Source organism: Phaeovulum sp. (genome assembly GCF_047638075.1).
Taxonomy (GTDB): Bacteria; Pseudomonadota; Alphaproteobacteria; order Rhodobacterales; family Rhodobacteraceae; genus UBA6197.
Window position 1 is genome coordinate 1 of record NZ_JBLJBV010000039.1, and the last position, 21,882, is coordinate 21,882.

Consider the following 21,882-nt stretch of genomic DNA (forward strand, 5'->3'; position numbering starts at 1 on the left):
GCTGACCGAAATTGGGTGAAAAAAACGGCTTGATCAAGACGGATACTCGAGACCTGATGTCGGACGCGGAATGGGTGTTCTTTGAACGTTTCATCTTGGCAGTCTGTGCGCCGAACGGGCACAAGCCGACCAACCACCGCCTTGTTCTTGATGGGATTTTCTGGATCGCGCGCACCGGCGCCCCGTTGCGTGACCTACCTGAAGAGTTCGGCAAGTGGTCGAGCGTCTATCGGCAGTTCCGACTTGGACACTGGCGGGGCTCTGGGAAGATATCATGGAAGCTTTGAACCATTGCCGGGCCGTGCCGGACGCCCTACAAATGATCGACAGCACCGTTATCCGCGCACACCATCCATAGCCCGGCAGGGCATCGCCCTTGCGATGTCCCGAGAGGGAGGCAGCGGGCGCAAAAGGGGGACTCCGCGATAGGGTTTTGGCCGTTCAAGACCGTCCGGTGGGAAAACGGTCCACCGGACCGTTTTCTGGGCCACCTTCCACTTCACGACCAAGATCCACCTTCGCGTCAATGCAGCGGGCCTACCCATGAAAACCGAAATCACGCCGGGCCAGACGTCGGATTCTCTGGGGTTCGATCTGGTCATGGCCGACAACCTGCCAGAGCCGAGTGTCTTGCTGGCAGACCGAGGCTATGATCCTGACAGCATTCGGGAAAAGATGGAGGCACGCGACGTTCTCACTCGAATTTCCATGCGCAAATTCCGCAAAATGCGCGTCGGTGTGCATCATTCGCTGTATTCGTTGCGCAACCTCGTCGAACGGTGCTTCAACAAGCTGAAAAATGCTCGACGTGCCGCAACCCGCTACGACAAAACCGCCGAGAGCTTCCTTGGCTTTATAGACATCACGTCCATCCGCCTCTGGGGCCGCCTTTTGTCAACATGACCTAAGCAATTGATTCCATACAGGCCGAATGGCCGGAAATGTTACAACATGGGTGTTGTCAGGCCGGTTTTGGCAGGTTGAGAGTGTCGAAGAGGTCGAGTTGCTCCTGTGTGGTTTTACTTGTTCCGTGAAAGCCGCGTTTTCGGGCATGAGCCGTGTGTTTCTAGGGCCTGCCGCCAAATTGTCATCCAATCGGGACCAAGCCCTTTGGGTTGATACGCCATGTGGCGCAGTCAGAGCAACCGACACCTGCGCGGAGCTATCAGACGGCGCTGCGTGGGTGTCGGTTACGGTGATCAGGCGTTGGGCGAATACCTTGGGCGTCTGGTAGCCAAGTGCCGAATGCGGGCATGTTCGTTAAAGTCAGCAGCCCATGCCCGAATTACAGCATGGGCATGGGCATGGGCCATGTTCCGGAAGATGGTCTCGGTGAGCAATTCATCATGCAGGCGCCCATTAAAACTCTCGACGACTCCGTTTTGTATGGGCTTGTCCGGCGCAATGTAATGCCATTCGATCTTGCGTTCTGTGGCAAAGGTTAAGATCGCGTTACTGGTCAGTTCGATGCCGTTAATGCTGACAATCATTCCCGGCTTTCGGCGCCGTTCGATCAGGGTCGTGAGGTCTTGCGCAACGCGGCGCCCGGAAATCGAGGTATCCGGAATAGCCGTGAGGCCTTCCCGAGTGACATCATCGACCACGTTCAGAATCCGGAACCGCCGTCCGCAGACGAACTGGTCATGGACGAAATCCATCGACCATCGGGCGTCTGGCCATGCCTTGACCAGGATCGGCGCCCGGGTTCCCACCGGATCTGCAGGCCGAGGGGATCAAGCATGTGGTGCAACAGGCGGAGGTAATGGCGCGAGAGATGAATTAGGGAGCTGGCTCCGGCTACGGCTACGGCTACGGCCAACAATGCCTCATCTTTCTCAGCTGCTGCCAGCTAAACCTACACGCGCAGATTGCATGGCGGTAGGTGATTGGACATGCTCCAAAACAGGGGGGAAATGATGCATATTGAATTGGTTGAAATCGGCAATTTCAAAAAATTTCTGGGTGTGCGAGTTGGCTTTTCAAAAAAGACAACTGTCTTTGTAGGAGCCAATAATAGCGGCAAGAGTTCCGCTATGGTTGCGTTGCGACATTTTTGGTTGAGCGAGATTGCTTGAGTTTTTCGCTGAACGATTTCACCCTTTCACATTGGCGGTCTATTGACATGATGGGGGCGCTCTTGGGAGAAAGCCAAGGCGAAAGATGAAGTTCTGCCAACCTCCGATTGACCTGGGGTTGCACCTTTTCTCGATGTCTGGCTCGATGTTCCCAAATCTGAAGCGCACTTTGTTCAAAAGCTGATACCCACACTGGATTAGGATGATGGACGTTTGGGCGTTCGCTTGAGATTTGAGCCAAACGACTCCGCGCGGTTACAGAAAGACTATTTGGCGGCAAGGGGTGATGCGCTTAGAGTTCAATCACTCGACAAGCCCGAGCAGAGCGGCGAAGGTAAGATGCCATTCAAACTCTGGCCGGCAACGCTTCCCGAGCTTTTACAACGTCGATTGAACAAGCATTTCTTCGTTAAAGTTTATACTTTAGATCCTAAATTGCTGATCGACCCGAAACACGGCATTGCACAGCCTCAACATTTGACAGCCGACGCGGAAGCTATCGATGGAAACCCTTTCAAGGGCCTCATCCCGATTGATGAAATCAGCGCACAACGTGGCTTTGGTGAGCTATGACCGAAAGTTGGTAACGGCGTGATCAGGCGGCGTTTTGGAGTTGCTTGATCCCGTCCTTGAATTCGATCCCATGGATGATCTCAGGCATGCGGTTCGCGCCGTTGAGGTTGCGCCATTTGGTCTGGGCTGACATCATCAGCTTGAACGCCGTGGCAAGGCCCGTTTTGCGGCAGGGGCATCCTTTGCTATTGCCGGTGCGATGCCGAACCGTGGCAAAGGTGCGCTCATGGGGTGGGTCGTTCGGATGTGTTTCCAATGCTTAGCGGGGAAGGCATGGAATGCCCCTGGCACGTTGCGGTCTTTGGTCAGTTTGGCGGCGACCTTTTCGTATTTCACACCGTATGTTGCGACGAAAAGATCAAGCGCAGCCTCGGCATCCGTGCGGGTTTCGGCCTCTGCAAGATGTCATGTAGGTGGCCTTTGGCTTTGACTTGGATCGACTTGGGCATCGCGTTCAGCACGTTGCCGGTTTTATGGAACCTGCAGCGCTGTTCGTTGGTCGCGCCATAGAGTTCGCGCAGCGCGTTCCAGAAGCCCAATGCACCATCCGTTGCCCGGCAATCGCCGCTTGCAGCGATGAGAGGAGCCAATGGCAAGATCGGGGGCATGGTTCAGCCCACGTTGCTGCAAATCCAACAGTAATTCGCGCCAGCTCTGGGTGCTTTCACGGTAACCGTCAGCGGGGCCGATAATTTCCTTACGGCCCCATTCGTCAGCGCCGATCGCACCAGAACATATTGTTTTCCCTCAGCCTTTCGCGGGCGGAAATAGACGCCATCGGCCCAGATAAAAATAAAGCGCCGGGTGCTGAGATCGCGGCGCTGCCAGCGGTCATATTCCTCTCACCAATCAGCTTTGAGCCGCGCGATTGTCGTCGATGACAGCCAGGCCGCGTTCGGGCCAAGCGGGGCGGCAAGAGCTTCGTGAAAGTCGCCTGTGAAAATGCCCTTAAGGTAAGGTCAGGGCAGAAGGTCTTCGGTAGATTTGGCCTTGCGCACCCTCTCATCACCGGGATCGGCGCAGTGCCGGTCAAGATGCCGCGTGTGCGGGACCGGGGCGACGACGCGTTCAGGCAAGTGACCGTGGCGCACCTGATCGAAGGAGGTCCGTCAGCGGATCGGGCGAAAATCCATATGGATCGGTCGATTGAGTGATAATATCTGTCGTCATGTGGCATATCCTTTTCTCAACAGAGAATTGCGGCGCGTGAACAACGCCATGATATGCCGCCCCTCAGCGGCCATCACCAACTTTCAGCTATATCTCGTCTTCTCTATGTGATCTGCAGTCGCGCGGAAAAAAGCCTTGCGCTGGTTGCCTATACCGATAACCAGAATGCAGTGATGGCTAACGCATTGGCCAATGGATGGTTCAATGACGATGAGGTCGACACAAAGAGAACCACACTTTCGTTATGCTTCCAGCTCGGCCTCCCAGTAGAGGTAGTCCAGCCAACTGGCATGCTGATAGGCCTGTGGAAAGCGCCGCCCGATTGCCTGCATTTGTGCCGCGTCGGGCCGCTTAGGAGGGCGGTCAAGGCGCATTCCCGCCTGTTTCAGCGACTTGTTGGCCTTTTTCAGATTGCAGGGTGAACAGGCGGCGACCACATTTTCCCAACTGGTCACGCCGCCCCGCGATCGGGGCAGCACATGATCGAAGGTCAGGTCGCCCTTTGATCCGCAGTACTGGCAACGAAACTCATCCCGCAGAAAAAGATTGAAGCGCGTGAAGGCTACGCGTTTCTGAGGCTTGATATATTCTTTAAGCACCACGACTGAAGGGATGCGTATTGCCGTGCGTTGACTGTGAACGACCTCGTCATATTCGGCCAGTATTGCGACCCGGTCCAGGTAGGCGGCCTTGATCGCTTCTTGCCATGGCCAGACCGACAGCGGGTAATAACATAGTGGGCGATAGTCCGCATTCAAAACCAGCGCCGGAAACCGCCGCAAGGCAGCAGCCTCACGCACGAACTGCGTTCTGAAATCCGTGTAGGTGCTATGCTCCAGCATCGGTCAATGTGCCCTCGCCCGGTCAGCCTGAGTCGGCACCAAGGCGGGGAACCCCGCCCCGGCATAATAAAACTATATATGGCGTTTGACCGAGAACAAGCCCCGCCTAGTAGCGATATGCGACCAGCACGGGCTTAACGCCCCCAGATCACGCGCAATTGACATGCGCTGGGGCAATTCGGACAGATTGAAAAATGCCGGGCGGTTTGCCCAAGCCTGATGTCAGCGGCGTGCCCGAATGGCAAGTTTTTGCGGCTGTGGCGCGTTTGCCCGGAACACGATGAGCGCGACCGAAACGAGTGCCAGTGCGGTCAGCAAGGTGATTTCCATGGCGGTCTCCTTCTTCTTGACTGGAACGTGGGCCTCTGCGCAGGAAAGTTCAAGCCCTTTCGAGGCAATCTTTCAAAAACCCCAGCGCGACAGACAGCCCGTCAGGTGCAATCCCGTGGCCCGTGCCCTTCATTACATGGGCATAGGTTTCAAACCCCGCCGCCACCAATGTATCCGCCGCCAGCCCCATATCGGCAAACGGCACCATCGGGTCGGCGTCCCCATGCAGCAGCAAAACCGGCGGCTTGCTGACGGCCTCGGCGGCCAGCTTTTCGGGCTGCAACAACCGGCCTGAAAAGCCGACAATACCGGCGATTGGCTTGGCGCGGCGCGGGATCACCTGCAGTGCCATCATCGTGCCCTGTGAAAAACCGATAACCGCCATTTTTAAGGGGGTTACGCCCGTTTCTTCCAGCAGATCATCCAGAAAGGCATTCACATCGCGCGCCGCCAGATCCAGCCCCGCGGCAGCCTCGGCATCGGTTGAGCCGTCAAGCCAGGGGATCGAAAACCACTGCCGCCCGAAAGGGTTGCCGGAACAGGGCTCAGGCGCATCGGGGGCGACAAACAGCGTGTCGGGCAGGTGCGGTGCCAACGGATCGGCAAGGCCCAGAAGATCGGCCCCGTCGGCGCCGTATCCATGCAAGAACACCACCACGGATTTCGTCTTGCCTGATTTTGGCCCCCGGCGCCCGGCCTGCAATTTGCGCGTCATATGACCCCCTCGCGTGATTTGGCCTTTGCGTAGTAAGCCCAGAGCAGCCGCGCCGCAACCGCCCGCCAGGGCGACCACGCCTGCGCCATTTCGGTAAACGGCTTGGGCCGGGGTCGGTCGGGCAGCTCAAAAAGCAACCGCGCAGCCTCGGCAAGGGCCAGATCATCAGCGGCAAACACATCCGCCCGCCCCAGCGCGAACATCAGATACATCTCGGCGGTCCAGCGGCCAATGCCGGGCAGGGCGGTCAGATGGGTAATCACGTCGGCATCGGGCATCTGGCGCAGGCCCGGATAATCAAGCCCTGCGCGCGCCAACCCCGAAAGATAGCGGATTTTCTGCCGCGACAGGCCGCAACCGCGCAATGCCTCATCGCTGGCCGCCGCAACCGCCGCCTCTTCGGCCAGGCCCGCCGCCTGCATCCGCGCGGAAATTGCCCGCGCTGACGCGACCGAAACCTGCTGGCCGATGATCGCATCACGCAGCGCCGCAAATCCGTCCGCCCGGCGGCGCAGCGGCAAGGGGCCGGTTGCCCGAAGGGCCAGGGCAAAGCGCGGCTCGGCCGTGGCCAGAAACGCGGCGCCGCGCGCGATATCGGTGTCAGCCTCGATGATCACTTGTGTCATGGGCGCAGGGTGCCCCAGCAATGGCCCGTGCGCCAGCCCCTTTCCTCGCCGTTCGCACCCGGTTAATCAGGGGAATGAGCGAAATCACAGAACACACCGATTCCCCCGGCCCGGATTCACGCGCCAAGCGCAACCTGACTGTGCTGGTGCTGGCGCAGGCGTTTTTGGGGTCGCAGATGTCGATGATCTTCATCGTCGGCGGGTTGGCAGGGCAGAGCCTTGCGTCAAACCCGTGTTGGTCCACACTGCCGCTGTCGCTGATCGTGTTGGGGTCGGTTCTGTCGGCGCAGCCACTATCGGAGTTCATGCAAAACTACGGTCGGCGCGCGGGTTTCATTCTGGCGACGGTTGCGGGCGGGGTAGGGGCGGCCATCGCCGCGCGCGCGCTATATGTCGGGTCATTCGGGCTGTTCATGGCCGGGTCTTTTCTGACCGGTATCTATATGTCGGCACAGGGGTTTTACCGTTTTGCCGCGACCGATACCGCCAGCCCGGAGTTTCAGCCCAAAGCCATTTCCTATGTCATGGCGGGCGGGTTGGCTGCGGCCATCATCGGGCCGCAACTGGTCAAACTGACCAGCCAGGCGATGGTGGTGCCATTCATGGCGACATATCTTGCGATCATCGGCTTGAACATTCTGGGCCCGGTCCTGTTTTATTTTCTCGACATCCCCACCCCCGGCCGCCGTGCGAAAGGCAGCGCGCATCCGGGGCGGTCGCGGCGTGAACTGCTGCGTGATCCGGTGATCATCGTCGCTATGATCTGCGCGATGGTATCCTACGCCTTGATGAATCTGGTGATGACATCGACGCCGTTGGCGGTGGTCGGCTGTGGCTATGAGGCAGGGCATGCAGCTGACATCGTGTCGGCGCATGTGCTGGCAATGTATGTGCCCAGCTTTTTCACCGGCCATCTGATCGCGCGTTTTGGCCGCGAAGTGATCGTTGGCACGGGTATGGTCATACTTGCCGCCTCGGGGGCGGTGGCCATGTCGGGGGTGGACCTGGCCCAATTTTACATTGCGCTGGTTCTGCTGGGGCTGGGGTGGAACTTTGGCTTTATCGGATCAACCGCGATGCTGGCGTCAGCCCACGCCCCCGAAGAGCGCGGCCATATTCAGGGCATCAACGATTTCGTGGTTTTTGGCGGCGTGTTTGTAGCCTCGCTCAGTTCGGGCGGGTTGATGAATTGCTCGGCCTCGGGTGACCCGCAGGCGGGCTGGCAAGCGGTCAATATGGCGATGCTGCCGTTTTTGGTGTTGGCGGGCGGCGCGCTGATCTGGCTGACGCTACGCCCGAAAGAGACGCGGTAGGCGAATATGGGGGGCAGTCCCAGCGTTGCAGGCTTTGCCAGACCATAGTCGCGGCGAAAGGGGTTTGGCCCTTCGTCTGGATCAATCTATTATCAGAGTGCTGGTTTATGTGCGGGTACGCAGCAAACGAAGCCGCGCAACCAGTTGGCGGGTAGAGCCGTCCTTACCTGCCGCATCAGCCTTGCCCTCCAGCACCGGGGTCAGGGCCACCGCCAGTTCCTTGCCCAGTTCAACCCCCCATTGGTCAAAGCTGTTGATCCCAAGGATCACCCCTTCGACAAAGACGCGGTGTTCGTAAAGCGCGATAATTGCGCCCAGGATTTGCGGTGTGAGTTTGGGGTAAAGCAGTGTCGTTGACGGGCGGTTGCCGGGAAAGACACGGTGGCGTGCCTGGCGGTCGCGCTCAGCCCCGGTCAGCCCCTTTGCCGCCATAAGTTCGGTCGCCTCGGCAAGCGACCGGCCCCGCATCAGCGCCTCGGATTGGGCAAGGCAGTTGGCCGCAAGCAGCAGGTGTTGATGCGCAAGATCAGGCTCTTGCCCTTCGGCGGCCAGCAGGAATTCACATGGGATGATACGGGTGCCCTGATGGATGAGCTGGTAAAAGGCGTGCTGGCCATTCGTACCCGGTTCGCCCCAGACGACGGGGCCGGAGTTGTAGGGCAGATCACTGCCGTCCATTGCCACGCGCTTGCCGTTGCTTTCCATTTCAAGCTGTTGCAGGTAGGCGGGCAACCTTGCAAGGCGCTGGTCATAGGGCAGCACCGCGCGGGTCGCATAGCCACAGATCTGGTTGTGCCAGACCCCGGTCAGCGCCAGCAAAACCGGTAGATTCGTCTCAAACGGCGTGGTGCGGAAATGGTCGTCCATTGCCCTCGCACCAGCCAGAGACTGCGAAAACCGCGCCGACCCCACCGCGATCATCAGCGCCAGCCCGATGGGCCCCCAGATCGAATAGCGCCCCCCGACCCAATCCTCAAAGCCAAAGACGCGAGAGGCGTCGATACCGAAGGCGCCTGTCTTGTCGGTCGCTGATGACAGGGCCGCAAATTGCGCCGCCGGGTCGGCCACCTTTGCCGCCATCCATTTGCGGGCGGTTTCGGCGTTGGTCATCGTCTCGATCGTGGTGAAGGTTTTAGAGGCGACAATTACCAGCGTCGTTTCTGGGTCAAGCCCGACCAGCGTGTCATGGATATGCGCGCCATCGACGTTCGAGACGAAATGGCAGCGCGGCCCATCGTGGTAATGCGCCAGCGCCAGCGTAGCCATGGCCGGGCCAAGGTCTGACCCGCCAATCCCGATATTGACGACATCGGTGATACGCCCGCCTTGCCCGGTAAACCGGCCTTCGCGGATATCTTCGGCAAAGCCCTGCATCCGCGCGTAGGTGGCGCGGACCGCAGGCATCACGTCCTGCCCGTTGACCAAAATTTCGCCATCGAGATTGCGCAGAGCAGTATGCAGCACGGCCCGGCCTTCGGTCTCATTGATCTTGGCGCCAGTAAACATTGCCTCGCGGCGTTTCGTCAGGCCAGCTTTTTCCGCCAGCCGGATCAACAGGTTGCGCGCCTTGGCGTCGATGTTGGTTTTGGAATAGTCGAACAGGAACCCGTCGAATTGCGCGCTAAAGCCCGCAGCCCGGCCATCATGGGCGAAAAGATCAAGGATCGGGCGGGCTTTTACAGCCTCATGGTGGTGGTGCAGATCGTCCCAGATGTTCAGCATGTCATTTTGCCCAATGGATGGTGGCGTGATCCAGCACAATGCGGATCGGGGCCTCATTCGGAGAAAGTTTCGCCGCGCGGTCAATCGCTTCGCGCTTTTCATCGCCGGTAATCAGCACATGAACGTGCATCGCGTCTTGCAACACCGGCGCGGTCAGGGTGATGCGCGGCTCGCCTGCGGCATCGGCACGCAGCGCCATCAGCACGGGTGCATCGGGGGACAATGCCTGTTCCAGATGATCGGCATCGGGAAAAAGGCTTGCAGTATGCATGTCCGCCCCCATCCCCAGCAGCAGAACCGAGATCGGCAAATGCGGCGCGATGCCTTCAGCCAACGCCTCAAGCCGTTCCTCAGGGGTGGCCGCATCGGCGTAAAGCGGCACCAGTTGCGCCGGGGCCGCGCGTCCGCGCAACAGGCGTTCCCGAAGCAGCCTTGTATTGGAGCGGGGCGAGCCTTCGGGCACCCAGCGTTCATCATTCAGCAAAACCGCGATATTGGCCCAGTCAAGGTCCACCTCTGAGAGCAGGTCGAACACCGACCCCGGCGTTGTGCCACCCGGCACCGACAGCGTGGCCCTGCCGTTTGCCCGCAGCGTCTCACCCAGTTCCGAAGCGATACGGTCTGCCAGACCCAGCATCAAAAATTCACGGTCGGGATATTCGATCAGGTTCATTCGCGGATCTCCCTCCAGCGGCGGCCATCGCGGTGCAGCAACATCAACGCATCTTCCGGCCCTGATGAGCCTGCGTCATAGGACTGCGGGCGGTCGCCCCGCGCCTCCCATCCGGCGATGATCGGGTCAGTCCAGGCCCAGGCCGCCTCAACCTCATCGCCGCGCATGAACAGGGTCTGGTTGCCGCGGATCACATCCATGATCAGCCGTTCATACGCATCGGGAATATCTGTGCCCTCTTCGCCCAACGCCTCGGCAAAAGACATATCAAGCGGCACCTGCACAAGGCGCATGCCGCCCGGCCCCGGCTCCTTGATCATCACCTTGAGGTTCATCCCCTCATTCGGTTGCAGCCTGATCACCAGCACGTTTTCACGCCAGCCTTCGGCATCGTCGAAAATCGAATGGGGTGGTTCCTTGAAGGTGATCGCAATTTCCGAGGCCCGCGCGCGCAGCCGCTTGCCGGTGCGCAGGTAGAAGGGCGTACCTGTCCAGCGCCAGTTGGCAACATGAACCTTCAGCGCAACGTAGCTTTCTGTCTTGCTGGCGGGGTTTTCGGCATCAGCCAGATAACCGCCGTCTTCGCCGCGGGGCAGGTATTGGCCGCGCACGATATCTTCGTGCCCAACCGGATCAAGCGCGCGGATCACCTTCAGTTTTTCGTCGCGCACGGCATCCGGGTCAAAGTGATAGGGCGGCTCCATCGCAATCAGGCACAAAAGCTGCATCATATGGTTTTGCACCATGTCGCGCATCGCACCCGAACGGTCATAGTAGCTGCCGCGCCCACCCACACCGACGGTTTCGGCAACGGTAATCTGCACATGGTCAACGTATTGCGAATTCCACAGCGGCTCGAACAGGATATTGGCAAAGCGCACAGCCATCAGGTTCTGCACGGTTTCCTTGCCCAGATAGTGGTCGATCCGGTAAATCTGCGCTTCGGTAAAATGTGCGGCCAGCGTGGCGTTCAGCGCACGCGCCGAGGCCAGATCGCGCCCAAAGGGTTTTTCCACCACGATCCGGCACTCAGGCGTGGCGATGGTATGTTTGTGCAGCCGGTTCGCAATGTCGCCAAATAACGACGGCGCAACCGAAAAGTAAAACGCCTGTACCGTATCGCTGCGCATTTTGGCCTTGAGTTCGGTCCAGCCGGTATCGCCTTTCACGTCAATCGCCACATAATCGAGGATGTTCACAAACGCGGCAATCTGGCTTTCGTCCCGCTTTGATGCGCCCACAAACTCTTCGATCGCGGCGGCAACCTGGGATCGGAACTCGGTCGTATCCATCTGTGAACGGGCAGCGCCGATAATACGGGCTGTGTCGGTAATCTGGCCTGCCAGAAAACGTCGGTATAACCCCGGCAGTATCTTGCGGCGGGCCAAGTCGCCCGTGGCCCCAAAAATCACAAGGTCAAACGAATCGACTGGAATTACGCGCGAGACCATATTTTGTTTCCCTGTTCGCAAGTTTTGTTAGCGCTAACGCTTTCCTTTACTCCGCGATAGAAGAAAAGTCTAGCATCGGACCGCCCAATCAACCAGAGATCCCCACACCGCGCGCAATCCTCGCCAATGTCCTTTCTGTGTTAAGGGACGCGCAGACGTATCGCAAAGGCCGCTCACCCGCTAACGTCCCAGGGGCTAAAGGTTCAGCCAATACCTGCGCGTGTCAACCAATCCCGCAAGGCCGCAGGTTCTGCGGCCACTTCCTCCGCCATACCACAGGTAAACTGCGCAAATTCGGACCGGGTTTCCAGTGGAACCGACAAAAGCACCGGAAGGCCGTTCGCCAGCGCCCATCCAATCAATCCCCGACAGCCGCGTCCCGCAGCCTCTTGTCGTCCGAATTTATTGAGTATCATCAGCGACGCCGGATCAGCGCCATCCGCACCTGCCTCCAGTTGCCGCTCGACCCAGCCCACCGCCTGCTCCAATGCACCCGGGTCCAGTTTGCAGCCGCTCGAGCCCTTACCCAAGGGCTGCGACAGCGCAACCCGCACGCCACCTGGCAACAACCGCAGCGCCATATCGCACGGGCCCAGCGTATCGTCGTCTTGCACCATCCCGACCAGGGATACCCCCCCCAAGACGAGCTCCTGCGCCAGATGGGCCAGCATCCGGTCAGCCTCACCGCGCTGTTCCATGCAAATATAACCCAGCACCCTGCCGTCCCTTCGTCGAAGACTCACCAGATCAATCAACCTCAGTCGACCCAGGCCGTCAAGCGTGCTGCAAACCCCAAAACCCCCAACAGCCACCAACCCGACACCATATCAGCGCCAACCCAAAACCCTGCAAATGATGCGCTTTTTTTTGGCGAAAAATACTTCCGCCGGAGGCTCCTGCCGGCACCGCCAGAGACTCCCTCAGGCTGTTAACGCCTTTCCAAGGCGCGGCAGGCGCGCGCGCTTCAAGAGGGGTCGCAAGGGTTGCGGTTGCTGCGAAAGCCGCTCGGCCTCGGCGCGCACGGCCTCAACTATACGCGCGACGGGTTCGGGATCGCGTGACCATAACTCCCATAAGAAACCGTCCGGATCGCGCCGCGCAACCCCTTCTTCGGCCAGCACCCCACGCGGAAAATCGGCGGCGTTTACCGTAAGGATCGCATCGGCATGGCCTGCAACCGCACATGCCAGAACGTGGATGTCGTTTTCATCAGGCAGGTGCAGGCGCGCCTCCAACCCGGGTCTCGCCGCTACCATCGCTGCGGGAAACATGGCCTTCAACGCTGCGATTTCTCCCCGCGCAACGACTTCTGCCACCGGGCCCAGCTTGCGCGTTGCGCGCGCCCATTCTTCCAAAATCCGCGCGGACCACAGCGGCGTATAAAGACCCGCCCGTGCGACGCCGATCAGGATTTCGCGCAATACCGTGGGGTAAAGAACGCAAGCATCCAGAACCGCCTTCATCATCCATCCAGCCGAAAGAACAGCGCCTTCAGATATCCGCTTTCCGCCAGTTGCGGCAACACCGGATGGTCCGGCCCGGCCGATCCAGTATGGATCAACTGCCCACGCCGCCCGCCCCGGCCAATACCGCGCGCGCTGGCGTTGCGAAAATGCGCCAGATCGGCCGCGTGCGAACACGAACACAGCACCAGATAACCCCCGGGCGCCACCAGCGGCGCCGCCAGACGCGCGATCCTTTCATAGGCCCGCAGCCCCGCCTCCAACGCGGCTTTTGACGGGGCAAAGGCGGGCGGGTCACAGACCACAAGGTCAAACCGTGCGCCCTCGGCGGCCAACGCCTCAAGCGCCGCAAAGGCATCGCCCTGACGCGAGGTCAGACGGTCCGCCGCCCCCATCGCATCCGCCCCCGCCTCGGCCAGCGCCAGCGCGGGCGCAGACCCGTCAACCGCCACCGCGCTTTCAGCCCCTGCCGCCAATGCCGCCAACGCAAAGCCACCCACATGCGAAAATACGTCCAGTACCCGCGCCCCTTTGGCCAGACGCGCGGCAAAGGCATGGTTCGGGCGCTGATCGAAGAACAGCCCGGTTTTCTGCCCGCCCAGCAGATTGGCCATATAGACCGCGCCATTCATCGGCACCTGCACCGGCCCCGCCAAAACGCCCGAGAGCAGAACCGTTTCCTCATTCAGCCCTTCCAGACTGCGCGACCGCCCCGAGGCGTTCTTCACGATCGCCGTCACCCCGGTCACATCGCTCAGCGCGCCCGCCAACGCGTCAAGATGCGCCTCGGCCCAGGCGGCATTGGGTTGAATGACGGCCGCATCGCCAAACCGGTCAATGATGACGCCGGGCAGCCCATCAGCCTCGGCATGGACCAGCCGGTAAAAGGGCGCATCATATAGCCGTTCGCGAAGGTGGAGGGCGCGGGTCAGGCGCGCAGAAAGCCAATCCCGGTCAATCACAGCCTCGGGGTTACGGTCCAACATCCGTGCGATGATCTTGGATTTGGTGTTGACGCACACCAGGCCCAAGGGCCGACGGTCGGCGTCTTCCAACACCGCCAATGCACCGGGGGCCAGTGCCTGGGTGCGCCGATCAGTGACCAACTCATCCGCATAAACCCACGGGAAACCATGGCGGATCGCGCGCGCCTCGGCCTTTGGACGCAACCGCACCACAGGGCGGGCAGGGGGCGACAAGGTTTGGCTGATGTCAGATTCGGTCATTGGGTTGGGCTTTCACTAATAAGGGCGCCGCCCCCTCTAGCCCGATCACGGGGCAAGTGCAAAGGGTGCCATATCCTGTATAAAGGCGAGGGGACCATAGGCTATTCCCCCAAACCGAAAAAGGCACCACCGGCGTGGTTTATGGGGTGGGGATTGCATTGTTAGCGCTAACCATGTATGTTAACCTCAACAACACGCCCCCAACCTGCCCGAGGAACCCCGATGCCCTTGCACCCCGTGATCGATCGCGTCACCGACCGTATCCGCAGCCGCTCTGCCCAAAGCCGGGCCGAGTATCTGGCGCGGATCCGCGCAGCAGGCGATGCGGGGCCGGCGCGCGGCCATCTGACTTGCGGCAATCAGGCCCACGCGTACGCCGCCATGACCACCGACAAACCCGCCCTTGCCGCCGGACGCGCGCCAAATCTGGGCATCGTCACGGCCTATAATGACATGCTTTCCGCGCATCAGCCGTTTGAGACATATCCCGATCTGATCCGCAAGGCAGCCCGTGCCGCCGGGGCCACGGCACAGGTTGCGGGTGGCGTTCCGGCCATGTGCGATGGCGTAACCCAGGGGCAACCCGGAATGGAGCTGTCGCTTTTTTCGCGTGACGTGATCGCGCTGGCGGCGGGCGTGGCGCTAAGCCACAACACTTTTGACGCCGCCGTGTTTCTTGGCGTCTGCGACAAGATCGTGCCGGGGCTGGTGATGGCGGCGGCTACTTTCGGCCATGTTCCCGCAGTGTTTCTTCCTGCCGGGCCCATGACCTCGGGGCTACCCAACGATGAAAAGGCAAAGGTGCGCCAGCTTTATGCCACCGGCGAGATCGGGCGCGAGGAACTTATGGCCGCTGAAATGGCCAGCTATCACGGGCCGGGCACCTGCACCTTTTACGGCACCGCCAATACCAATCAGATGCTGATGGAGTTCATGGGCCTGCATCTGCCCGGCGCTTCTTTCGTCAATCCCGGCACACCGCTGCGCGAGGCGCTGACCATGGCCGGCGCGAAACGCGCAAGCGAAATTACCGCGCTGGGGAACGATTACCGCCCGGCAGGGGAAATCCTTGATGAGCGGGCATTTGTGAACGGGTTGGTAGGCTTGATGGCGACGGGCGGGTCAACCAATCTTGTGCTGCATTTGCCGGCAATGGCGCGGGCCGCCGGAATTTTGCTGGATCTGGAGGATTTCGATGCCGTATCCGATGCGGTGCCCCTGATGGCCAAGGTTTACCCCAACAGCCTGGCTGATGTGAATCACTTCCATGCGGCAGGTGGGCTTGGATTTTTGATCGGGCAATTGCTGGACGCGGGGTTTTTGCATGCCGACGCGCGCACAATCGCCGGTGACGGTCTGGCGCGCTATGCACGCGAACCCAAACTGATCGACGGAGAGCTGGTCTGGCAGGACGGCCCCCGCGAAAGCCTCAATGACCGTATCTTGCGCCCCGCTGCCAGCCCGTTTGCGCCGTCTGGCGGCTTGAAACAACTTGACGGCAACCTTGGGCGCGGCGTCATCAAGATCTCATCCGTGGCCCCCGAACGCCGGATAACCGAGGCCCCCGCCCGTATTTTCCATGACCAGAATGAGGTTAAAGCCGCCTTTCAGCGTGGTGAATTCACTGCGGACACGATCGTTGTGGTGCGTTTTCAAGGCCCTCGCGCCAACGGGATGCCAGAGCTGCATTCGCTGACGCCCACCCTTTCGGTGCTTCAGGAACGCGGATTAAAAGTGGCGCTGATCACTGATGGCCGTATGTCGGGCGCCTCGGGCAAGGTTCCCGCCGCAATCCACGTCAGCCCCGAAGCGGCAGACGGTGGCCCCCTCGCCCGGCTGCAAGATGGCGATATCATTCGACTGGATGCTATAATCGGCCGGATCGACTGCCTGACAGAAGGGTTTGCCGACCGGGAACCCGTGGTGGCTGACCTCTTGGCCAACAGCCACGGCATTGGACGAGAGCTTTTCGAGGTGTTCCGGCGCAATGTTGGCCCTGCGACCGATGGCGCGTCGGTGGTGCTTTGAAATGATGCGGCGCTGCGGGCAAGCCAGTGCGATATATGGGAAAAACCGTCTTTGCCCTCCCGGGCCATTCCTTAGCCGACGATGAACACGCAAAACACCTACCAAGTAATTCTTGGTAGGTGTTTTACTTTGGTTCAGACCTCTTGCAGGATTTCGGATCCTTGTTCTTGGGGTGGCTACCTAGGCATCAGCTTTCAGCGTCGCCCTCGGCCTCATCTTCCGGGGTGGATGTCTGGGCCGCGGTGCGAAAGCTGCGCAAGATAAAATCAGGAACGTGGTCCCCCATGCCGACGACCGGCGCGCCATTGTCGCGGCGATCGCGCCGGTCCCGGTCGCGGTTGCGGTCATCGCGACGCTCTTCACGGGGTGCGGCGGTTTGCGCTGGCGCTGGCTCGGCGGTCTTTGGCGCTGCAACGGGCTCGGATACATGCGCTGTATCGCGCGACGGCTCGCTGCGATCACGCCCGCCACGGCTACGGCTACGGCCTGCCGGTTTTTCCTCGCGTTCGCGGGGTGCCTGTTGCGACACCTCCGAGGCGGCAAAACCTTCTGGCGACTCAGCACGGGGAATCGGACCTTTCAGCAAGGCTTCGATTGCCGCCAGATATTTATCGTCAGCCGGGGTCGAGATGGTAAAAGCCTTGCCCTTGCGTCCGGCGCGGCCGGTGCGGCCAATGCGGTGGACGTAATCTTCGGCGTGCGAGGGTACATCAAAGTTGAACACATGGCTGACCGCTGGAATGTCCAGCCCCCGCGCGGCCACGTCCGACGCGATCAAAAAGCGCACCGATCCATCGCGGAAACCGTCCAGCGTGCGCGTCCGCTGGCTTTGTTCCAAATCGCCATGAATGGGCGATGCGTTAAGCCCGTGCGTTTTCAGAGACTTGGATAGGATATCAACCTCGGTCTTGCGGTTGCAAAAGATGATCGCGTTGGTGCAGCTTTCACCCTCGGATTTGATCAGGGCGCGCAGCAGTTCGCGTTTTTGCTTGGCCGACTGGTCGCGGCGCGTGGGGGTCAGGGCGTAAAGCCGCTGTTCGATGGTTTCCGAGGTGGTCGCCTGACGCGCCACTTCAATACGCGCCGGAGCGTGCAGGAAGGTGTTGGTGATCCGCTCAATCTCGGGTGCCATCGTGGCGCTGAAGAACAGCGTTTGCCGGGTGAACGGCGTCAGTTGAAAGATCCGCTCGATATCGGGGATGAAGCCCATGTCGAGCATCCGGTCGGCCTCGTCGACAACCATGATCTGCACGCCGGTCAGCAACAATTTGCCGCGTTCGAAATGGTCCAGTAACCGGCCCGGCGTGGCGATCAGCACGTCAACGCCCCGGTCGATCAGCTTGTCTTGTTCGCCAAAGCTGACGCCACCAATCAGCAGTGCCTTGGTCAGCTTGGTATTTTTGGCGTAAATATCAAAGTTTTCGGCTACTTGCGCGGCAAGTTCGCGTGTTGGGCACAGCACCAGGCTGCGCGGCATCCGCGCCCTTGCGCGGCCCTTGGCCAACATCGTGATCATCGGCAGGGTAAAAGAGGCCGTCTTGCCGGTGCCGGTCTGGGCAATGCCCAGCACGTCTTTGCCTTCCAGTGCGGGCGGAATCGCGCCGGCCTGAATCGGGGTGGGGGTTTCGTAGCCTGCATCTGCAATGGCGGTCAGGACCTTCGGGTCCAGCTTCAAGTCGGAAAATTTGGTCATCAGCGTCCTATGTGCGGGGGTCGTTCCGCGAAGGTGAAAGGGACGCAAAGTTCAGGGCGTCCCGGTGTTACCCGCCGGATGCGGGTGCAAAGGCACTACTGCATATGTAATTAAAGGTCAATCTTGGGCTTGTCGTGGTGCGCGTCAGGCACCTGCATGTTGCGGTATATGATGTCTGGCGCGCAGCCCGTCTGGGGGTTGGGGCCCGATATGCCCCGATGTCCTGAGGCGCGGCTAACGGGGCATCGCTGCGGAATGCTTGATAATCCATGCCAAACCTGACTTTGATCACCAGGTGGAGCAGGTTTTTGGGGTGGCGGATGGTTGACGCGGCAGTGGTGGGTGGCATGGGGCCGGTGATGGCCTTTGCGCTGGTGGGCATTTTTGGTGTCGGCGCGCAGTGGCTGGCGTGGCGGCTGCGGTTGCCGGGCATCGTGCTGATGCTGATTGCCGGTATCATTGTGGGGCCGGTCACCGGATTGATCGACCCGGACCGTGATTTTGGTGCGTTGACGGGGCCGCTGATTTCGCTGGCGGTCGCGGTGATCCTGTTTGAGGGCGGACTGAGCCTTGATCTGCACCGGTTGAAAGATGCCAAGACGGGGGTGCGGCGGCTGGTGCTGATCGGGGCGCCGCTGGGCTGGCTTTTGTCAACGTTGGTGCTGGCTTGGGGGGCGGGGCTTAGCTGGCAGTCTGCCTCGGTGTTTGGCGGCATCATGATCGTGACCGGTCCAACGGTGATTGCGCCTTTACTGCGTCAGGCGCGGTTGGACCGGCGCCCGGCGCAGCTGTTGCAGTGGGAAGCTATCGTCAACGACCCGATAGGCGCCCTTGCCGCGGTGCTGGCGTTTCAGGTGATCCTTGTGGCGCGTTCTGGTTTGACCCTGAACGAGGCAATCTTGGATCTGACCGTTGGGATCGGCTTTGCGCTGGTGCTGGGGCTTTTGGCGGGGTTTGGCGTGGCGCGGGCGTTTTGGCGCGCGATGGTGCCCGAATACATGAAGGTGCCGGTGCTGTTTGTGGTGCTGCTGGCGGTGTTTGCGCTGGCCGATACGGTGCTGCACGAAAGCGGGTTGTTGGCGGTTACGGTGATGGGGCTGGTGATCGGCAACGCCGACCTGCCATCCTATCAGGAACTGCGGCGGTTCAAGGAACATGCGACGATCCTGCTGGTGTCGGGGGTGTTCATCCTGCTGGCGGCATCGCTGGATTTTCGGCAGATGGCGGCGCTTGACTGGCGGGCGGTGGTGTTTGTGCTGGCGGTGGTTCTGGTGGCGCGGCCGCTGACGGTGCTGGTGGCGCTGACCGGCACTGACCTGCCACGCGCCGAGCGGCTGTTGGTTGCCTTTACCGGGCCGCGTGGCGTGGTGCTGGTGGCGGTCGCGGGCCTTTTTGGCCAGCGTCTGGCCGAAATGGGCGTAGCCGATGGCGCGTTGATCGGGCCCCTGGCCTTTGTGCTGGTGCTGGTTACGGTGGTCGTACACGGCTTTACGCTGGCGCCCTTTGCCCGCGCGTTGGGGCTGGCAGGGGCCGAGGTGCCCGGCGTGCTGATCGTTGGCGGGTCGCGCTTTTCGATCGGGCTGGCCGAGGCGCTGGTCAAGGCGGGGGTGCCGGTTCTGGTCACTGACCCCAATCACGCGCATTTGATCCGCGCGCGCGCCATGGGCCTGCCCACCTATTATGGCGATATTCTGGGCGAGGCGGCCGAGGATTCCGTCGAGCTGCTCAACTTTACCACGATCCTCGCGGTCAGCGACAATGACGCCTATAACACGCTGGTCGCAACCGACCTTGGGTCTGAATTGGGCCGCGATGCGGTTTGGCAGGTAGCGCGCCCCCGCGAAGATCGGCCCCGCCACGCATTGCCGACCCAGTTGGGGGGCCGCCCCTTTGGCGAGGGGCGCACATTGGACGCCTTTCAGACGATGCTGGATGAGGGCTGGACCTTCCGCGTCACCCGGCTGACGCCGGAGTTCACCCAAGAGGATTGGCGCGCCAAACGCCCCAATGCCGTGGCTTTGGCGCGGATCAGCGAAAAGGGCGAGATCCGCTTTGTCAAATCGACCGATGAGATGAAGGCCGGTCCCAAGGCCCGGATCATTTCCCTGCTTCCCGCCAGCGCGTCCCAGACCGAACCCGAAGCGGGGCCAAGCATTGACGGCGCAGCCTAGCTCTGGCAGGACAATCGGCAACCAGAGGAAAGAATGATGAACCTTTTTGCCGATATTCGCAGCGCCGTAATCGAGGCGTTGGAGGCCATGATGGCGGTGGGCGTGCTGCCTGCTGGGTTGGATATGACCGCAGTGGCGGTTGAACCCCCGCGTGATGCCGCGCATGGCGATATGGCAACCAATGCCGCAATGGTGCTGGCCAAGCCCGCTGGGCTTGCGCCGCGCGCGATTGCCGATGATCTGGCGGCACGGCTGCTGGCCGATCCGCGCCTGACCCATGCCGAGGTGGCGGGGCCGGGCTTTTTGAACCTGCGTCTGGCGCCTGCCGCCTGGCAAGGGGTGGTTCGTGCCGCTCTGATCGCAGGTTCCGATTTTGGCCGCAGCACCCTGGGGCAACGGCAGCGTGTCAACGTTGAATTCGTGTCGGCCAACCCGACCGGCCCGATGCATGTGGGCCATACCCGTGGCGCGGTTTTCGGTGATGCGCTGGCGGCGCTTCTGGATTTCGCGGGCCATCAGGTGACGCGCGAATATTACATCAACGATGGCGGCGCGCAGGTCGATGTGCTGGCGCGTTCCGCCTTTGAACGTTACCGCGAAGCGAACGGACAAGAGCCCGAGATCCGCGAAGGCCTGTACCCCGGCGACTATCTGATCCCGGTGGGTGAGGCGCTGAAGGCGAAATACGGTGCCAGCCTGATTGATCAACCTGAATCTGTCTGGCTGGAGGACATCCGCGATTTCGCAACCGAAGCGATGATGGGCATGATCCGCGATGATCTGGCGCTTTTGGGTGTGAAAATGGACGTGTTCGCGTCTGAAAAGGCGCTTTACGGCACCGGCCAGATCGAAGCGGCAATTGAAACGCTGCGCGGCATGGGCCTGATCTATGACGGCGTGCTGGAACCCCCGAAAGGCAAGACCCCCGACGATTGGGAGCCGCGCGAACAGACGTTGTTCCGCAGCACCGCGCATGGCGATGACGTGGACCGCCCGGTGAAAAAATCAGACGGAAGCTGGACCTATTTCGCGCCAGATATTGCCTATCATTACAACAAGGTGCAGCGCGGCTTTGATGCGTTGATCGATGTCTTTGGTGCTGATCACGGCGGCTATGTCAAACGGATGAAGGCGGCCGTTTCGGCGCTGTCTAATGGCCGCGTCCCGTTGGATATCAAGCTGATCCAACTGGTCCGGCTTTTCAAGAACGGCGAGCCCTTCAAGATGAGCAAGCGCGCCGGCACCTTTGTCACCCTGCGTGATGTGGTGGAACAGGCGGGGGCCGATGTGACCCGCTTTGTGATGCTGACCCGCAAGAATGACGCGGCGCTGGATTTCGACTTTGACAAGGTGCTGGAACAATCGAAGGACAACCCGGTTTTCTACGTCCAATACGCGCATGCGCGGATATCTTCGGTGCTGCGCAAGGCGGCCGAGGCGGGCGTTGCGGCGGATGACGGCACCCTTGCTGCGGCCGATCTGACCAGGCTGGCCCACCCGGCAGAGCTGCAGTTGGCGCGCAAGATTGCCGAATGGCCGCGGCTTGTGGAAATTGCCGCCAAAAACAACGAACCGCACCGGATCGCCTTTTACCTTTACGAAATCGCCTCTGATCTGCACTCGCTTTGGAACCGCGGCCATGACGATGCGTCCTTGCGTTTCTTGCAAGAAGGCGACACCGCCACCACGCAGGCGAAAATCGCCCTTGCCCGGGCCACAGGCGTTGTTATTTCCGCAGGTCTTGCTATTTTGGGCGTGACCCCCGCAGAAGAAATGCGCTAAAGCGCGCCGCTGCCGGGACCAGACAGGCA

The 21,882-nt window shown here is 60.7% G+C and carries 16 protein-coding genes and 3 pseudogenes; 7 read left to right on the forward strand and 12 right to left on the reverse strand.

The window, feature by feature from the left end; genetic code table 11:
- Positions 1-56 precede the first annotated feature (56 nt).
- Positions 57-903: pseudogene (locus ACM62R_RS05675) on the forward strand (transposase).
- A gap of 216 nt (positions 904-1,119) precedes the next feature.
- On the opposite strand, the pseudogene ACM62R_RS05680 reads toward ACM62R_RS05675, so the two are convergent.
- Positions 1,120-1,712, reverse strand: a pseudogene (locus ACM62R_RS05680) (integrase core domain-containing protein); the annotation flags it as partial.
- 204 nt (positions 1,713-1,916) lie between these two features.
- On the opposite strand from ACM62R_RS05680, the gene ACM62R_RS05685 reads away from it, so the two are divergent.
- Positions 1,917-2,075: an AAA family ATPase gene (locus tag ACM62R_RS05685; protein WP_415183090.1), complete on the forward strand. Its 159-nt coding sequence runs from the start codon at positions 1,917-1,919 to the stop codon at positions 2,073-2,075.
- 213 nt (positions 2,076-2,288) lie between these two features.
- Positions 2,289-2,648 (forward strand): hypothetical protein, encoded by a 360-nt coding sequence (locus tag ACM62R_RS05690; RefSeq protein ID WP_415183091.1) that lies wholly within the window; start codon positions 2,289-2,291, stop codon positions 2,646-2,648.
- A gap of 22 nt (positions 2,649-2,670) precedes the next feature.
- Here ACM62R_RS05690 and ACM62R_RS05695 read toward each other — a convergent pair.
- The 4 genes and pseudogenes from ACM62R_RS05695 to ACM62R_RS05710 all read right to left on the reverse strand — a co-directional run bounded on the left by ACM62R_RS05695 (position 2,671) and on the right by ACM62R_RS05710 (position 6,331).
- Positions 2,671-3,818: pseudogene (locus ACM62R_RS05695) on the reverse strand (IS256 family transposase).
- 242 nt (positions 3,819-4,060) lie between these two features.
- The gene (locus ACM62R_RS05700; protein WP_415183092.1) at positions 4,061-4,660 is read right to left on the reverse strand and encodes an HNH endonuclease; all 600 of its coding nucleotides are present in this window, start codon (positions 4,658-4,660) and stop codon (positions 4,061-4,063) included.
- A gap of 379 nt (positions 4,661-5,039) precedes the next feature.
- Positions 5,040-5,705: an alpha/beta hydrolase gene (locus tag ACM62R_RS05705; RefSeq protein WP_415183093.1), complete on the reverse strand. Its 666-nt coding sequence runs from the start codon at positions 5,703-5,705 to the stop codon at positions 5,040-5,042.
- Positions 5,702-6,331, reverse strand: a complete 630-nt coding sequence (locus ACM62R_RS05710; protein WP_415183094.1) for a DNA-3-methyladenine glycosylase family protein — start codon at positions 6,329-6,331, stop codon at positions 5,702-5,704. The genes ACM62R_RS05705 and ACM62R_RS05710 overlap by 4 nt, the downstream gene beginning before the upstream one ends.
- Before the next feature lie 74 nt (positions 6,332-6,405).
- Here ACM62R_RS05710 and ACM62R_RS05715 point away from each other — a divergent pair, with 74 nt between their 5' ends.
- The gene (locus tag ACM62R_RS05715; RefSeq protein ID WP_415183095.1) at positions 6,406-7,644 is read left to right on the forward strand and encodes an MFS transporter; all 1,239 of its coding nucleotides are present in this window, start codon (positions 6,406-6,408) and stop codon (positions 7,642-7,644) included.
- 105 nt (positions 7,645-7,749) lie between these two features.
- Here the strand turns inward: ACM62R_RS05715 and pgi are convergent, their stop codons facing one another.
- The 6 genes from pgi to ACM62R_RS05745 all read right to left on the reverse strand — a co-directional run bounded on the left by pgi (position 7,750) and on the right by ACM62R_RS05745 (position 14,179).
- Positions 7,750-9,366, reverse strand: a complete 1,617-nt coding sequence (gene pgi / locus ACM62R_RS05720; RefSeq protein ID WP_415183096.1) for a glucose-6-phosphate isomerase — start codon at positions 9,364-9,366, stop codon at positions 7,750-7,752.
- A gap of 1 nt (position 9,367) precedes the next feature.
- Complete coding sequence (gene pgl / locus ACM62R_RS05725) at positions 9,368-10,039, reverse strand: 6-phosphogluconolactonase (RefSeq protein WP_415183097.1); 672 nt, start codon at positions 10,037-10,039, stop codon at positions 9,368-9,370.
- The gene (zwf, locus tag ACM62R_RS05730) at positions 10,036-11,490 is read right to left on the reverse strand and encodes a glucose-6-phosphate dehydrogenase (protein ID WP_415183098.1); all 1,455 of its coding nucleotides are present in this window, start codon (positions 11,488-11,490) and stop codon (positions 10,036-10,038) included. The genes pgl and zwf overlap by 4 nt, the downstream gene beginning before the upstream one ends.
- Positions 11,491-11,693: 203 nt before the next feature.
- Positions 11,694-12,206: a DUF2478 domain-containing protein gene (locus ACM62R_RS05735; protein WP_415183099.1), complete on the reverse strand. Its 513-nt coding sequence runs from the start codon at positions 12,204-12,206 to the stop codon at positions 11,694-11,696.
- A gap of 204 nt (positions 12,207-12,410) precedes the next feature.
- Positions 12,411-12,953 carry an RSP_2648 family PIN domain-containing protein gene (locus tag ACM62R_RS05740; RefSeq protein ID WP_415183114.1) on the reverse strand — a complete coding sequence of 181 codons (543 nt, stop codon included), beginning with the start codon at positions 12,951-12,953 and terminating at the stop codon, positions 12,411-12,413.
- Positions 12,953-14,179: an RSP_2647 family RNA methyltransferase gene (locus ACM62R_RS05745; RefSeq protein WP_415183100.1), complete on the reverse strand. Its 1,227-nt coding sequence runs from the start codon at positions 14,177-14,179 to the stop codon at positions 12,953-12,955. The genes ACM62R_RS05740 and ACM62R_RS05745 overlap by 1 nt, the downstream gene beginning before the upstream one ends.
- Before the next feature lie 222 nt (positions 14,180-14,401).
- Here ACM62R_RS05745 and edd point away from each other — a divergent pair, with 222 nt between their 5' ends.
- Positions 14,402-16,207 (forward strand): phosphogluconate dehydratase, encoded by a 1,806-nt coding sequence (gene edd, locus ACM62R_RS05750; RefSeq protein WP_415183101.1) that lies wholly within the window; start codon positions 14,402-14,404, stop codon positions 16,205-16,207.
- Positions 16,208-16,394: 187 nt separating this feature from the next.
- On the opposite strand, the gene ACM62R_RS05755 is transcribed toward edd, so the two are convergent.
- Positions 16,395-17,900 (reverse strand): DEAD/DEAH box helicase, encoded by a 1,506-nt coding sequence (locus ACM62R_RS05755; protein ID WP_415183102.1) that lies wholly within the window; start codon positions 17,898-17,900, stop codon positions 16,395-16,397.
- A 320-nt stretch (positions 17,901-18,220) separates the two neighbouring features.
- On the opposite strand from ACM62R_RS05755, the gene ACM62R_RS05760 reads away from it, so the two are divergent.
- Entirely contained in the window at positions 18,221-20,071 is a 1,851-nt protein-coding gene (locus ACM62R_RS05760) for a cation:proton antiporter (RefSeq protein WP_415183103.1), read from the forward strand.
- Between the two features lie 36 nt (positions 20,072-20,107).
- Positions 20,108-21,853 (forward strand): arginine--tRNA ligase, encoded by a 1,746-nt coding sequence (gene argS, locus ACM62R_RS05765; protein ID WP_415183104.1) that lies wholly within the window; start codon positions 20,108-20,110, stop codon positions 21,851-21,853.
- The last annotated feature ends 29 nt before the right edge of the window (positions 21,854-21,882 follow it).